15 protein-coding genes and 1 other annotated feature are annotated in these 14,256 nt (G+C 44.6%); of the genes, 2 read left to right on the top strand and 13 right to left on the bottom strand.

The window, feature by feature from the left end; genetic code table 11:
• Positions 1–112: 112 nt before the first annotated feature.
• The 3 genes from nadA to nadB are packed head-to-tail and all read right to left on the bottom strand — an operon-like array spanning position 113 to position 3,657.
• The gene (gene nadA, locus J7E37_RS00365) at positions 113–1,219 is read right to left on the bottom strand and encodes a quinolinate synthase NadA (RefSeq protein WP_215021781.1); all 1,107 of its coding nucleotides are present in this window, start codon (positions 1,217–1,219) and stop codon (positions 113–115) included.
• Positions 1,185–2,072, bottom strand: coding sequence for a carboxylating nicotinate-nucleotide diphosphorylase (nadC, locus tag J7E37_RS00360; RefSeq protein WP_215021778.1), 888 nt, complete (start codon positions 2,070–2,072; stop codon positions 1,185–1,187). Before nadC ends, nadA begins: the two co-directional genes overlap by 35 nt.
• Positions 2,041–3,657 (bottom strand): L-aspartate oxidase, encoded by a 1,617-nt coding sequence (gene nadB / locus J7E37_RS00355; protein ID WP_215021776.1) that lies wholly within the window; start codon positions 3,655–3,657, stop codon positions 2,041–2,043. The genes nadC and nadB overlap by 32 nt, the downstream gene beginning before the upstream one ends.
• Positions 3,658–4,045: 388 nt before the next feature.
• Here nadB and J7E37_RS00350 point away from each other — a divergent pair, with 388 nt between their 5' ends.
• Positions 4,046–5,185: an IscS subfamily cysteine desulfurase gene (locus J7E37_RS00350; protein WP_215021773.1), complete on the top strand. Its 1,140-nt coding sequence runs from the start codon at positions 4,046–4,048 to the stop codon at positions 5,183–5,185.
• Positions 5,186–5,244: 59 nt separating this feature from the next.
• On the top strand, positions 5,245–5,784 hold the full coding sequence (locus J7E37_RS00345) for a transcription repressor NadR (protein WP_215021770.1): 540 nt from the start codon (positions 5,245–5,247) through the stop codon (positions 5,782–5,784).
• A 34-nt stretch (positions 5,785–5,818) separates the two neighbouring features.
• On the opposite strand, the gene pheA is transcribed toward J7E37_RS00345, so the two are convergent.
• The 10 genes from pheA to J7E37_RS00295 form a co-directional block, all read right to left on the bottom strand.
• Positions 5,819–6,661 (bottom strand): prephenate dehydratase, encoded by an 843-nt coding sequence (gene pheA / locus J7E37_RS00340; RefSeq protein WP_215021768.1) that lies wholly within the window; start codon positions 6,659–6,661, stop codon positions 5,819–5,821.
• A gap of 32 nt (positions 6,662–6,693) precedes the next feature.
• Positions 6,694–7,146: an ACT domain-containing protein gene (locus tag J7E37_RS00335; RefSeq protein ID WP_214738747.1), complete on the bottom strand. Its 453-nt coding sequence runs from the start codon at positions 7,144–7,146 to the stop codon at positions 6,694–6,696.
• Positions 7,147–7,267: 121 nt separating this feature from the next.
• On the bottom strand, positions 7,268–8,560 hold the full coding sequence (gene obgE / locus J7E37_RS00330) for a GTPase ObgE (RefSeq protein WP_214778015.1): 1,293 nt from the start codon (positions 8,558–8,560) through the stop codon (positions 7,268–7,270).
• 183 nt (positions 8,561–8,743) lie between these two features.
• Positions 8,744–9,148: a Spo0B C-terminal domain-containing protein gene (locus J7E37_RS00325; protein WP_251009377.1), complete on the bottom strand. Its 405-nt coding sequence runs from the start codon at positions 9,146–9,148 to the stop codon at positions 8,744–8,746.
• 282 nt (positions 9,149–9,430) lie between these two features.
• Positions 9,431–9,721, bottom strand: coding sequence for a 50S ribosomal protein L27 (gene rpmA / locus J7E37_RS00320; protein ID WP_041964011.1), 291 nt, complete (start codon positions 9,719–9,721; stop codon positions 9,431–9,433).
• A 12-nt stretch (positions 9,722–9,733) separates the two neighbouring features.
• A complete protein-coding gene (locus tag J7E37_RS00315) occupies positions 9,734–10,066 on the bottom strand; it encodes a ribosomal-processing cysteine protease Prp (RefSeq protein WP_192471523.1) in 333 nt (110 codons plus the stop codon).
• Between the two features lie 15 nt (positions 10,067–10,081).
• On the bottom strand, positions 10,082–10,390 hold the full coding sequence (gene rplU, locus J7E37_RS00310) for a 50S ribosomal protein L21 (protein WP_214778011.1): 309 nt from the start codon (positions 10,388–10,390) through the stop codon (positions 10,082–10,084).
• Positions 10,391–10,405: 15 nt separating this feature from the next.
• Positions 10,406–10,486: a sequence feature (ribosomal protein L21 leader region), on the bottom strand.
• 75 nt (positions 10,487–10,561) lie between these two features.
• On the bottom strand, positions 10,562–12,016 hold the full coding sequence (locus J7E37_RS00305) for an Rne/Rng family ribonuclease (protein WP_215021765.1): 1,455 nt from the start codon (positions 12,014–12,016) through the stop codon (positions 10,562–10,564).
• Positions 12,017–12,081: 65 nt separating this feature from the next.
• Positions 12,082–12,948: a M50 family metallopeptidase gene (locus J7E37_RS00300; RefSeq protein WP_215021762.1), complete on the bottom strand. Its 867-nt coding sequence runs from the start codon at positions 12,946–12,948 to the stop codon at positions 12,082–12,084.
• On the bottom strand, positions 12,941–13,720 hold the full coding sequence (locus tag J7E37_RS00295) for a M23 family metallopeptidase (protein WP_215021759.1): 780 nt from the start codon (positions 13,718–13,720) through the stop codon (positions 12,941–12,943). Before J7E37_RS00295 ends, J7E37_RS00300 begins: the two co-directional genes overlap by 8 nt.
• Positions 13,721–14,256 lie beyond the last annotated feature (536 nt).

Here is a 14,256-nt window from a genome sequence, read left to right as displayed (position 1 = left end):
TGCTAACAATCTTCAAAAAAACTTATGCTTCTATCTAAATAAATATGTTTTTCCACAGGAGATTAAGCTTTTCCCATAAAAAAAATCCTCCCCGGCCAGGGAAGGATTCAAATTATGACTGCTCAAGCATGCGTTTCAGGGCAAGCTTCGCGTTTAATGCGGTTTCTTCATCTACTTTTATAAGATTAATTTCCTGTCCCTGAAAAACACAATCGAGACTCCAGGCAAGATGCTGAAGGTCAATCCTGTTCATTGTCAGGCATGGACACATATGAGGATTCAAGGAAATAATATGCTTATCTGTGTGTTGTGAAATCAGGCGTTTGACCAGGTTCATTTCTGTCCCGATTGCCCAGGATGAGCCGGCAGGAGATGCTTCAATCGCTTCAATAATATAATTTGTGGAGCCTGCCATATCTGACAACGCAACAACTTCACGTGTACATTCAGGGTGGACAATGATTTTCATGTCAGGGTGTACTTCGCGGACATGGGCGATATTTTCCACTTTAAAATTCTCATGGACAGAGCAATGTCCCTTCCAAAGGATGACCTTAACTTTTTCAAGCGGGCCATCAAATTCAAGGATATTCTCAATCGGGTTGTATACGGCCATTTCGTCGAGGCCGATTCCAATGTTAAAAGCCGTATTCCTGCCTAAATGCTGATCCGGAAGGAATAGCAGGCGTTCTTTTTTTGAAAAAGCCCAGCGGACCATCTTCTCGGCGTTGGAGGATGTCACAGTCGCACCGCCATTCGCTCCGACAAAGGATTTAATCGCTGCTGTTGAATTCACATACGTCAACGGCAGAATAGTGTCCCCAAACAAGACCTGAAGAAAATCCCAGGCTCTTTCCGTCTGGTAAATATCCGCCATATCTGCCATCGAGCAGCCTGCCCTCATATCTGGCAGGTAGACCTTCTGGCTTTCGGTCGTTAAAATGTCTGCAGTTTCGGCCATGAAATGAACTCCGCAAAACACAATATGTTCTGCTTCCCTGTTCTCTGCCGAAAGCTGGGCTAATTTCAATGAATCCCCAGTCGCATCAGCAAATTGAATCACTTCGTCTTTTTGATAATGATGACCAGGAATAAAAAGTTTCTTTCCCATTTTCTCTTTAATTCCCTTGATCATACCCTCAAGTTCCTGCACAGACATATTTTTGTACTTATCAGGAAGCATCCTAGATTTCGCTTCGAGCGCCTCCAAAATATTCATATTCTGCAGCCCCTTTCGTTTCAGCCATCACTTTTGCGCTAATATCCAATGATTTTACAGAATGTGTAAGGAATCCAAGAGAAATATAATCTACACCGCAATCTCTATAGCTATGGAGGTTATCGAGCGTAATCCCTCCGGATGCCTCTGTTAAAATTCCTGCTGGGACATTGCCGATCCATTCCTTGATTTGTTCCGGCGGCCTGTTATCGAACATGATGACGTCAACCTTTGCTTCAATCGCTTCCCGGAGCTGTTCCATTGTTTCAATCTCGACTTCAACCTTCACCATATGCCCAAGATTTAGTCTCACTGCTTCAACTGCATTGCTGATTGATCCTGCGAAGGAGATGTGATTATCCTTAATCATCACGGCGTCATACAACCCATAACGATGGTTGAATCCGCCGCCGCAGCGAACCGCATACTTCTCAAGCATTCTGAGACCCGGGGTGGTTTTACGCGTATCACAGATTCTCGTTTTTGCGCTGTCTAAAACTCTGACAGCCTCATTCGTTTTCGTCGCAATCCCGCTCATCCGCTGTACAAGATTAAGGACGACCCTTTCTGCTTTAAGCAAAGCGGAAACTCTGCCAGTGATCAAGGCTAATTCTTGACCCTTGACTACTTTATCCCCATCTTGAACATGCAGGATAATCTGACTGCCCTCATCAAGCAGCCTGAAGCCTGTTTGGATAATTTGCTCCCCACAGAAGTTTCCGTCATCCTTCGAGATTAAAACAAGGCTTCCTTTGTTTTCTTTTCCGAAAATCAGTTCACTGGTGACATCACGTTCACCTATATCTTCAATAAAAAATTGTTCAAGTAGCAAGCGCAGTTTGATTGAATTCATGCTTACCATCCTTTACGTTTTTTCGTTGATGGATGATTTGTTTTTTCATCCAATTGGCGTTATCTTCATGCGGAAAATCTTTTCGGTAGTGCCCGCCCCTGCTTTCTGTCCTTTCCAAAGCCGACTGTGTGATTAATGTTGCGGTGATGTACATGAACAGTCTGTTTAATTCAGATGGCTCCAAGTGGTCCAGACGTGCCTCAAGCCATTGACCCATATTGAACTGAGCAAGCCACTCATTCTGTAAAATCAGCAATTCTTTTGTCCTGACAATCCCTGTTCGGTCCATCATGGTTTGTTTTAGTGAGTCCATGTCAGGAAGCTCACCTTCGAAGACAAATTGATTCACGTTGGCTTCTCTTTTGGCAGTTTGATGATGAATTCCCATGATACTTACTGCTTCTTTTTTGTCTGCTTGATGGCTGTTGATCCATCCAGCGAGGTTTTCGCCAACAAACATGCCTTCTAATAAGGAATTGCTCGCCAGCCTGTTTGCTCCGTGGATTCCAGTGCATGCAGTTTCTCCGATTGCATGCAATCCGGGGATACTGGTTCTGCCATGCAAGTCTGTCTTTACCCCGCCCATGATAAAATGGCTCCCGGGAACAACAGGGATCAAGCCTTTTTCAATATCTATTCCATGCTGTGCACATAGCATGCTGATCGTCGGGAACCTGCTGTTGAAATCCTGGATATTGGCAATGTCTAAATAGATTTGAATCCCTCTCCGCGAGTAATCATAAATAGTCTGGGAAACAATGTGCCGTGGTGCCAGGTCCTTCAACGGATGAATTTCTTCCATGATCCGCTTTCCCTCTGCAGTGACAAGCAGGGCCCCTTCACCCCTTACTGCTTCTGAAATGAGACCCTTCGTCTTTCCATCTACGTAAAGAAGTGTAGGGTGAAACTGGATAAATTCCATATCGGCCAGCTCCGCACCTGCTCTATAGGCAAGCGCCATTCCATCCCCGGTTGCAGTTTCAGCATTCGAGGTGAGAGCGAAGACCTGCCCGCAGCCGCCCGTAGCAAGGACAATATGGGGAGCCGAATATACTTCAATCGTTCCATCCGGCAGCTTCGCTTTCACTCCGGTACAGCGAGTTTCATCACTGTTTAAAATAAGTTCATAAACAAATGTGGATTGTTCAACTGAAACATTATCATTCAAACCTGACAGCAAAAAGTCGACCATATGCTTACCGGTCGCATCGCCTCCGCTATGGACAATCCTCTTTTCACTATGAGCGCCTTCCATCCCGAGAAGCAATTTTCCATTTCCATCCTCATCAAAACGACAGCCTGATTGCCATAAGCCTTTGATCAGCTGCGGCGCTTTCTTGGTCATTTTAAGTACAGCTTCAGGGTTACTATGATGAGCTCCCGCCTCCATTGTGTCGAGATAATGGAAATAAGGATCATCACTCGCAGAAACCGCTGCCGCGACTCCACCCTGGGCAAGATATGAATTGCCCGCTGTCAATTCCCGTTTTGTGAGAATAATCACATTTAAATCCTTTGATAATTTATTGGCCAATTGCAATGCGGCAATCCCACTGCCTACAATGATTACATCTGATTGTTTCATATATTGATAGCCTCCTGGATTAACAGGTGTCTTGACATCTATATTTACACAGTTTTACACTGTTGACAAGAGCTTTTATTTTTACACTGGAGAAAGCAAGATACGATATGTGACCGAAATTCGTTTAAAAGTCGTCTTCGGGCACATGTTAGCTCTTCTTGTGACCGAGATTCGTTTAAAAGCCTGACTTCGGGCACATGTTGGCTCTTCTTGTGACCGAGATTCGTTTGAAAGCCTGACTTCGGGCACATGTTGGCTCTTCTTGTGACCGAGATTCGTTTGAAAGCCTGACTTCGGGCACATGTTGACTCTTCTTGTGACCGAGATTCAAGAAGAGTCAGCTTTACAGGCATAAGCAACCAGTAAGAATGGACAGGAGCGAAAACCTATGAAATATTTTGATTACGCGGCAACATGCCCGCTCGACCGGGACGCAGCTAATATTTTCATTGAAGCGTCGACAAAGTACTATGGAAATAGCCAGAGCCTGCATGAAGCCGGGAGTGCATCTGCCAACCTCCTCGAAAGCTGCAGAAAGGAGTTTTCGCACCTGCTTGATGTCGATGAAGCAGGGATTTATTTTACGAGCGGAGGTTCTGAATCGAATTACCTTGGCATTATGGCGCTCCTCTCTGCCAAAAGAAAACACGGCAATCACATTGTTACCGGAGCAGCCGAGCATTCTTCTGTCTACAATCTGATGAAAAAGCTTGAAGGAGAGGGATGGGAAATCACATACCTCCCATTGGACGTAACCGGAAAAATAGAGTATGCAAGTTTTACAAAAGCTGTCCGGCCGGATACTGTGCTCGTTTCGATTCAGCATGGAAACCCTGAGATCGGCACAATTCAGCCAGTCATCAAGATTGCTGATTATTGCCATTCAAAAGACATACTGATTCACACTGACTGCGTGCAAACATTTGGAAAAATCCCACTTAACACCCTGGCCGGCTGCGTAGATGCCCTTTCGATTTCAGGCCATAAGTTTTACGGGCCAAAAGGAACCGGTGCTGCCTATGTCAATCCGAAACTTGCATGGAAGCCTTACATTGATGGAACAGTACATGAAAAAGGCTTCAGACCTGGCACGGTAAATGTCCCGGGAATCGCAGCAATGACTGCAGCAGCGCAAAAAGCACATTCACTCATAGATACAGAAACGAAAAGAGTTACTAAATTGAGAGAGGCTCTTATTGAATCCCTTTCAGATGTCAGGGAATCAATTGAGATTTTTGGTGCAGATCGCGATGAACAGCTTCCGGGGATCGTGGGAATGGCGATAAAGGGATTGGAGGGACAATATGTCCTGCTTGAATGCGACCGCAGTGGGTTTGCGATTTCCACCGGAACCGCTTGTCATACAGGCATGCTGTCACCAGCGAAGACGATGTCTGCAATGGGAATCAACAGGAAACAGGCAAAGGAATTTTTCAGAATTTCATTCGGCCGGGAGACTAATCAGGAAGATGCAGTCGATCTTGGGAAAATGCTTGCAGCAATCACCGCCCAGATGTCGGCCGTTTAACTTCAAGCTGATTTTATGGTAAAATTCTCGAATGAAGAAGTTGAAGGAGAGATCGGATTATGAAGGAACCTACGAAAATCCTCGGAGATGAACGCCGGGCATACATCCTGAAACGTCTGCAGGAAAGCAGTGAACCCATCACCGGAGGCGAACTTTCGGCGATAACGAATGTAAGCAGGCAGGTCATTGTTGGCGATATTACCTTGCTTAAAGCCAAAAATGAACCAATCATAGCTACCAGCCAGGGATACCTATATATGCATGCCTCTCGTCCTTCAGCAGCGGAAAGGACCATTGCTGTCTCCCACGGCCCTGAAAGGACAGAAGAAGAACTCCTGCTTCTTGTCGATCAGGGAGTAACTGTTAAGGACGTGAAAATTGAACATCCCGTGTATGGGGATTTAACTGCTTCCATCATGGTTTCAAACCGAAACGAAGTAAAACAGTTCATGGAAAAAATCAAGGCTACTAACGCTTCCTACCTATCGGAGTTAACAGACGGAATCCACTTGCACACAATCTCCGCTCCAACGGAAAAAGTCCTGGATGAAGCAGAAGAAACGCTAAGAAAAGAAAATTTACTTATTAATTTCGAATAGAAATATAAAAAAATCCATCAAATTGATGGATTTTTTATATCTTATGGCTTGAATAGCTCCCAAGCACCTTAACAGTGCAACCCAGTGCCTCTAGTTCCGCAATCGCACCCGGAACCAATACATCATCCATTTTCAAATTGATATCGATAATGAAAAAGTATCTCCCTAAGCCCGTTTTCATCGGACGTGATTCTATCTTGGATAGATTGAGTTTCCGCCAGGAGAAAGCAGATAAAACTTGATGCAGCGCTCCTGCGCGATCTGAAGGCAGTGTAATCATCAGGCTTGTCTTGGACTCTTCGGTTGAAGCCATGTGAATATCATGATCTTCCTTTGCAAGCACAGCGAAGACGGTATGATTATAGCTGTAATCATGGATATTTTCCTTAGCCGTCACTAATTCGTATTCCTCTGCAGCAAGGCTATTCGCGATGGCAGCAATATTTTGCTCTGGATGGTTTTTTACATATTTGGCCGCTGCGGCTGTAGAAGACATATCTTCAAGTGGAATTCCTTTGAATTCTTTATGTAAAAATTTATGGCACTGTGCAAGTGCGTGTGGATGGCTGCAAATTTGTTCTGCTTCCCTCCACTTTTCGATATTGTCTCGATGAACCAGCAAATGCTGCCTGATTGGCACCACCGCTTCACCAACAATCTGAAGGTCTGTTTCATGGACCAAATAATCGATGGTAAGATTAACGGAACCCTCGATTGAATTTTCCAGCGGAACGATTGCTGCGTCAATTTCTCCTGCAGAAACGGCATCCATGCATTCTGGTATACTCACAAATGGTATCCTCTTAGCCTCTTTAAACAATTGCCGGGCAGCATAATCCGTAAATGTTGCTTCCGGTCCAAGATATCCAATAATCAAACCTATCCCCCCTGCTACAGTACCCTTTCTTTTTAAGCTCCTGACCCCAGAACTTCAACTTTTTCTACAAATTCCAGTCTTTTCAGTCTCGCGAGCAATTCATCCATTTCGACTCTCATTTCGGTGACATTCAAGCTCAGCGTTACATTTGCCCTGCTTTGCAGAGGAATGGTCTGATGGATGGTCAAAACATTGCAGCCAGTTGCAGCAACCGTGCTCAGCAGTTCAGAAAGCGTCCCAGACCGATCTTCAAGCTGAAAAAACAGCGTAATGATCCGTTCCTTCACAATTGTATGGAAAGGAAAAACGGTATCACGGTATTTATAAAATGCACTTCGGCTCAAATCGACACGTTGAACTGCATCCCAGACTGACTCTGCTTTACCGCGCTCGATCATTTCCTTTGCCTCGAGCGTTTTCTTCATTGCCTCAGGCAGAACATCTTCACGAACAAGGTAAAACTTCCTATCTTGATTTTGCTTCATCTCCACCACCCCATCCGTTTGCTGGCTTTTTTTATTCTTCTTGCTGCCACGATTCTGTTTTTTAAAGAGGAAAGCCGATTAGCCTGTTTCTGGCTAATCGACCTTCTAAAATCATTTAAGCCTATTCCACGAATTCAAATTCATATTCAAGCAGCTTCACTGTATCTCCGTCTTTCGCGCCTCTTTCACGAAGAGCATCATCAATGCCCATACCGCGCATCTGGCGGGCGAACCTTTGGACAGATTCATCTCTAGAAAAATCGGTCATCTTGAACAGCCTTTCAATACTGTCACCCGAAATGACAAATGCTCCATCCGGTTCACGAGTAATCTGGAATTCCTGCTCCGCTTTTTCGTGCTTGTACATAACTCGAGTTTCATCTTTTTCTAATTCCTCTTCATCAATGAGAGGGAACTCAGGAGTCTTTTCAATCAGGTCAGCTACCGCGAACAATAATTCACGCAGACCTTCTCTTGTTACAGCCGAAATTGGGAAAACAGGGTGCTCATCTCCCAGTTTTTCCTTGAACACCTTCAGGTTTTCTTCCGCGTCTGGCATGTCCATTTTATTGGCCACGATTACCTGCGGTCTTTCAGTCAGCCTCAAGTTATATTCCTTCAACTCATTATTGATTGTCAAATAATCCTCATAAGGATCGCGGCCTTCCGTTGCAGCCATGTCAATAACGTGGATGATGACCCGTGTACGTTCGATATGGCGCAGGAACTGATGCCCAAGGCCCACTCCTGAATGTGCTCCTTCAATAAGTCCAGGCAAGTCTGCAAGCACGAAGCTTCTGCCGTCTTCTGTTTCGACCATACCCAGGTTCGGTGCAATGGTCGTGAAGTGGTATTCTGCAATCTTTGGCCTAGCTGCTGAAACAACAGACAATAACGTCGATTTCCCGACGCTTGGGAAGCCTACGAGCCCCACATCCGCAAGGAGTTTCAACTCCATGATGATTTCTCTTTCTTGTCCTGGTTCACCTTTTTCGGAAAGCTCTGGTGCCGGGTTGGCTGGTGTTGCGAAACGCGAGTTACCGCGTCCGCCCCGTCCGCCCTTTGCGATGACAGCCTTTTGCCCATGCTCTACAAGGTCAGCAATGATTGCGCCGGTCTCGGCATCGGACACGATTGTCCCTGGTGGAACCTTTACGATCATATCCTTCGAATTTTTACCATGCTGGTTTTTAGACATTCCGTGCTCGCCGCGCGGTGCCTTGAAATGGCGCTGGTACCTGAAATCCATCAGCGTGCGCAGTCCTTCCTCAACCTGGAAGACCACATTCGCACCATTACCGCCGTCGCCGCCAGCCGGGCCGCCCTTCGGTACATACTTTTCACGTCGGAACGCGACCATTCCATCGCCGCCGTCCCCGCCTTTTACATAAATCTTAACCTGATCGACAAACATTATGTCATTACCACCTGTCTGAAATTTGTTATCGCTTTTATGTTTCCCTAGAGTGATTCCATAAAAACTTCTATCGTCAATTCCCCATCGACCACGCCATCCGAGATAACTTTCATGTTATCACCAGGCTGCTGGTCGAGGAAACTTTTCAAGCGATTTTTATCATTTATTATTCCGCTAAAATCAAAAAAAGAACCCGATTCCTTTCTCCTGCGGCTCAATTGTGACGGAGAGATGATTTTCCTGATATTGTTCAATCGAAGAATTCAATGTATCAAAAAGCTGCTCTGTCCAGCCAGTCAACAGCTGGTCATCTAATCTGTGGAAGTTCTGGGAGTCCATTACTTCATATTCCAATTGGAAATGATGATTCTCCCAATTGCAGGTTAACAATTTAGAGGCAAACTGAGGAAGATGTAAATTAGATAGCTTTGCATCCTGCCTGGCTTCCATGATAATTTCTTCAATAATCTCTTTAGCCCGGTCCACTTTATTCAGCGATAAATTCCCTTTAATTAATTGAAGCTTATTCATCCAATCATGGCGTGCATGGCGCAAAACCTCGATTGTATCCCACTCTTTCTTCATACACATACTCCTACTCATAAGACTGCTTGGTGTAAGTATAACAAAAAAGCCATTCTGCGTAAGCTAATTATGTATTTATATGTTGGTTGGACCTATAAAATCGTGATTTATATTAACCTGAATTACTGTCATAACACCCTATTCGGGCATTAATGAATTTTTTGCTCCATTCAGCAGATCACAATTATGGAGCATTCAATACATAAGAACTCCATAATGCCATCAATAAGCTTTCAAAATACAAGAAAACCCTAACCGCAGTGGTTAGGGCTTCTCTTTAGCTTACGCTTCTTGAGCTGCTGGATAAACACTTACTTGCTTGCGGTCACGGCCAAGACGTTCGAATTTAACGACGCCGTCAACCTTAGCGAATAGAGTGTCATCTCCACCTTTACCCACGTTTACACCTGGGTAGATTTTAGTTCCGCGCTGACGATAAAGGATAGAACCACCAGATACGAATTGACCGTCTGCACGCTTAGCGCCAAGGCGCTTAGAGATTGAGTCACGTCCGTTCTTAGTTGAACCTACACCCTTCTTAGAAGCGAAGAATTGAAGATCTAATCTTAACATTTGTTCCACCTCCTACTGTTTGAAGGTTAATTTTATATGCTTTCCGTACTCTTTTTCCATCGATTGCAATGTAATGACCATGCTTTCGAGGAGCAGTTGGATTTTCTCCTGTGTATCCGCCGGCAAATTGTCGGGGATTTCACAGCGGAGAAAACCGTCGGCGCCTTGTTCAATGTCAGGGGTGATACCTGTCAAACCAATGATGGAATTGACAGTCCCGATCGAGATGGTCGAAACACCTGCACAGACAATGTCACTGCCATGGGCAGCGAATCCAGCGTGGCCGCTAATCGTAAACGATTGGATGCTTCCGGATTTTGTACGATTAATCGTTGCACGAATCATGGTAATCCGCCTTAATTAAGCGTTGATCTTTTCGATAACAACTTTAGTGTAAGGCTGACGATGACCTTGCTTCTTACGATTGTTCTTTTTCGCTTTGTACTTGAAAACGATAATTTTCTTTTGACGGCCGTTCTTTTCAACTTTAGCAGTTACAGTTGCGCCTTCAACTACTGGGCTACCAACTTTAACGTTATCGCCACCTACAAAAAGAACCTTGTCAAAAGTTACAGTTTCGCCTTCAGTAGCGTTCAGCTTTTCAATGTAGATTGCTTGTCCTTCTTCTACCTTTACTTGCTTGCCGCCAGTTTCGATAATTGCGTACATTCCATTGCACCTCCTCATTAGACTCAGACTCGCCAACCGCAGGCGTTTGCGAATTTGCAAAGCTTAGATACCTGAAGTGTGCGGTTGTAGCACGGGTGCTACAAACAATAACATTAAAATATTATCATATGTTTAGCGAAAGTGTCAACATAATAATACATGTTCTTTGGCTCAACCTGATTCTGTCGAAGCACCAACCTTAAGGATTTCATAAAAAGGTTTCGCCGCATCTGACAACGAGAATTTTATCTTAAGGCCCAGTGCTTTTTCAAGCCTCAGTTTATGGATATCGGACTCACCGGAAAAATGCTTGATGACCTCATTCGTCGCTGCTATGAGAACTACTTCATAATCAGAATTTTTGTATTCCCACAACGAGCGCTCAAGTCTGTATGCAACGGTTTCCGAGCTCAGCACCTGCCCCGTACCTCCGCATGTCCAGCATTTTTCAGTCACCGTCTCGGCCAGCGACTGCTTCGTTTTCTTTCTTGTCAGCTGAAGGATTCCCAGCTCGGTAAAGCCGATGATCCTTGTCCGCCGCTCATCCTGGAGCAGCTCTTTTTGAATGAGTTTCTGCACCTTGTTCCGTTCACTATCATTCTTCATATCAATAAAATCAATCAGAATGATGCCTGCAAGATCTCTGAGCCTGATTTGCCTTGCCGCTTCGACTGCAGCATTCAGATTCGTTTTCGTGACAGTGTCACGAAGATCCGTTTTGCCGGAAAACTTTCCTGTGTTCACATCGATCATTGTAAGTGCCTCACCCTGGTCAATGACCATGTAGGCTCCTTTATCCAGCCAGACCATCTTTTTTAGCAGCCGCTCGATTTCTTGCTCGATTTTATAAAAGGAGAAAATATTTTCTTTGCCATTATAAAACTCTGACTCTATACCTTCTGGATGATTCTGCTGAATTCTTTTTTTCATATCGAGACAATCTGTGATCACTTCCACATTTTCAACAGATAGAAGTGCCGCCATCGCCTGCTCAAAAAAGTAGTCACGGCTGTGAACGATCCCCGGCTTCTTCATGGCTGAAATGGACTTTACCATTTGAGCGTATTGATCCCGCTGCTGTTCCAGCTCACGCAAGATGACTTGCTCTGTCTGACTCAGGCTTTCAGTCCTGAAAATGAGGCCTTCTTCAGGCGTTTTAACCTGGCTGGAGAATTCTCTCCATTTATCCCTTGTTTCTGGTGATTCTGCCTTTTTAGATACAGCTATGTATTTTCCGTGAGGCATATAAACAAGGTTCTCACCCTGTAATTCGATGATTCCTGTCAGCCTTGCCCCTTTTGTCCCGGCCGCATCTTTTTCAACCTGGACCAGCAGCTTTTCTCCTTGGTGGACATAGGAAGAGATTGAACGATTCGCTTTATTTTCGTCATCTGAAAGTACATAGGATGGGAGCTTATCTTTCTGCAGGAAGCCGCTTATTTCTTCGCCAAAATTGACGAATGCCGCATTCATCCCTGGAATAACTTTTTCGACAATGCCAAGGTAGACATTCCCGACCAGCGATTCCTGGCCCGGCTGTTCAATATATATTTTTTCGACTTCGCCATTCTTGACCATAGCGAAGCGCTTTTCTCTCGAATTTGCATTGATAATTAATTGGTTCATTGATTCTCCCTACTCGCAAAAAAATGCAGCGCAAAAGGTGTCTGCGCTGCATTCATTATCCTATTTTAGAAGGTGTAAAGCAAATCTCCTATTTTCGCTGATAATAACTTCTCACTGAAAAAAGCATGAAGCAATTCATTCTCGTCCATGACCATTTCCTTGCCGTCCTGCTGCTTGATGATAATAGGATGCTTGCAGCCGCGCTGGAACTTTTCCAATACATGGCCGACCATTTCATTCTCTGTTGCGTTGATCGGCTTTAGCTCTCTCAAGTCCAGCTGCTTTCCATAATGCCGCTCCATCAAAAAACGCATGAAGATAAAACGCCGCTGCTTCCATTCATAATAAATAGAAAAGGCCAGGAAACCGATGATGACCCAGACATTCAATGTCAAAGTTGCTATAACGCTTAGAATCACCGAAAAAATAACGAGTGATCCTGCTGAAACAAACAATGTACGCAAATGGGCTTCCTGAAAGGATTTGTTCATTGATAATAAAATGAACACCAGCTTGCCGCCATCCAATGGCCAGATTGGGATAAGGTTGAACAGCAGGATCATCATATTATATTCGATGAACAGCAGATGCCATTTTTCCGGAAGAATCCCTGCAATTAACAGCAAATAGGAGAGTGCCATCATCCAAACATGCTGCATGGGTCCTGCCAGAACAACAATCAATTCCTCTTTTAACGGCCTGTTCCCGTGCTCATCCATTTCAGCTACCCCGCCAAATGGAAGCAGGGCGATCTTCTTGATTCTCCACGAAAAAAAAGAAGCTGCAGCACCATGTCCCATTTCATGAACAAAAATAATCAGCAGCACCATCATCAACTCTATAAAATGCGCGGTCACAACCGCAAGGGCGATGATCACCCACAACAAAGGATGGATGTGTATTTTTCGCAATAACGCAATGGCTTTATTCAAACTTGATCACCTGGACGGGATCTACGAAGTCATCCCCTTTTTTAATGGCGAAATAAAATGAACCCTTTATTCCATCCGTACTGTCCATTGCCGTACCTACCTTCGCTCCTTTAGAGATATACTCGTAGAGGCTGACATCGATTTTATCGAGGTTTCCGTACCATGTTTCACTCTTGTCTGCATGCTGCACAATGACCGTTTTACCGAAACCTTCCTTGATGCCGACAAAGTGGACAAGCCCTTCATCCATCGCTTCCACGCCGGCACCCTTGCCGGTCTCAATCTGAATTCTCTGGCCATTGTCCCCAAAATCCTCAAGGATTTTCCCGGAAGCAGGGAGTGCATATTGAGCGCCTGGGTTCAGTTCCTGATTGGTTTCTTCATCTTCCCTTTTTTGTGCCGGAAGCAAAGCCAGAGGCTTGCCAAATTGGTCTTCATACCAGTTTGAAACGGCAGCAAACTGAAATTCCTGGTCCATCGTATGCTTTACATATTGCTGGATGGTTTCTGCTTTTTCTGATGGACTCCGGAAAATAATCGCAATGATCAAAACGAGGCATGCTGAAGCGAGCACTTTGAATAAAAAAACTTCCTTCTTGAATAGAGGATGCCCCCCTTCCCCCGGCCCTATGTCATAAGATGGAATCCTGTCAAAACCATGCCGTTCTTCCTCGGTTGAAAATAAGCGGTTATGGCTCATTTTCTCCATTCTTTCCCGCTCTCTTTTCCTCTTCATCATCCTTCTGCGTATATCATCAGCTCTCGAGTTCATCCAATCCCCACCATTCCCCTTGTACTCTAAGTTAGTACAAGTCTATGACCTGTCCAACAAGAGTATGACAAATTCGTATAATGGGACTGACCCAGGTGAGTTTTTTGTTGTAATCTCCAGTTTTTGGGGCAGGATTATCTTGTGTCCTCAATTTTTCAGCTCTGGATGGTCTTTAGAACTTCTTACGACCATGACACTCTCTTTTTCTGCTCTGGATGGTCTTTAGAAACCTTCTTACGACCAGCACAATCCCTTTTTTGCTCAGGATGGTCTTTAGAAACCTTCTTATGACCATGACAAGCCCTTTTTTCTGCTCAGGATGGTCTTTAGAACTCTTCTTACGACAATGACACTCTCTTTTTCCGCTCTGGATGGTCTTTAGAAACCTTCTTATGACCATGACAAGCCCTTTTTCCGCTCTGGATGGTCTTTATAGCTCTTCTTACGACCATCACAATCTCTTTTTCCGCTCTCCATGGTCTTTAGAAACCTTCTTACGACCATGACACTCTCTTTTTCCGCTCTGGATGGTCTTT

This window comes from Bacillus sp. ISL-39, from assembly GCF_018613295.1.
GTDB lineage: Bacteria > Bacillota > Bacilli > Bacillales > Cytobacillaceae > Mesobacillus.
Note: the sequence above shows the minus strand (reverse complement) of the source record. Positions and strands in the feature narration are given on the sequence as shown.

Coding starts and splice junctions, on each gene's coding strand:
- nadC (WP_215021778.1), bottom strand. CDS start 2,072: ATGAATTCAATCAAACTGCGCTTGCTACTTGAACAATTTTTTATTGAA.
- J7E37_RS00305 (WP_215021765.1), bottom strand. CDS start 12,016: ATGAACCAATTAATTATCAATGCAAATTCGAGAGAAAAGCGCTTCGCT.
- J7E37_RS00345 (WP_215021770.1), top strand. CDS start 5,245: ATGAAGGAACCTACGAAAATCCTCGGAGATGAACGCCGGGCATACATC.
- J7E37_RS00295 (WP_215021759.1), bottom strand. CDS start 13,720: ATGAACTCGAGAGCTGATGATATACGCAGAAGGATGATGAAGAGGAAA.
- J7E37_RS00350 (WP_215021773.1), top strand. CDS start 4,046: ATGAAATATTTTGATTACGCGGCAACATGCCCGCTCGACCGGGACGCA.
- nadA (WP_215021781.1), bottom strand. CDS start 1,219: ATGAATATTTTGGAGGCGCTCGAAGCGAAATCTAGGATGCTTCCTGAT.
- rpmA (WP_041964011.1), bottom strand. CDS start 9,721: ATGTTAAGATTAGATCTTCAATTCTTCGCTTCTAAGAAGGGTGTAGGT.
- nadB (WP_215021776.1), bottom strand. CDS start 3,657: ATGAAACAATCAGATGTAATCATTGTAGGCAGTGGGATTGCCGCATTG.
- J7E37_RS00315 (WP_192471523.1), bottom strand. CDS start 10,066: ATGATTCGTGCAACGATTAATCGTACAAAATCCGGAAGCATCCAATCG.
- obgE (WP_214778015.1), bottom strand. CDS start 8,560: ATGTTTGTCGATCAGGTTAAGATTTATGTAAAAGGCGGGGACGGCGGC.
- J7E37_RS00325 (WP_251009377.1), bottom strand. CDS start 9,148: ATGAAGAAAGAGTGGGATACAATCGAGGTTTTGCGCCATGCACGCCAT.
- rplU (WP_214778011.1), bottom strand. CDS start 10,390: ATGTACGCAATTATCGAAACTGGCGGCAAGCAAGTAAAGGTAGAAGAA.
- J7E37_RS00335 (WP_214738747.1), bottom strand. CDS start 7,146: ATGAAGCAAAATCAAGATAGGAAGTTTTACCTTGTTCGTGAAGATGTT.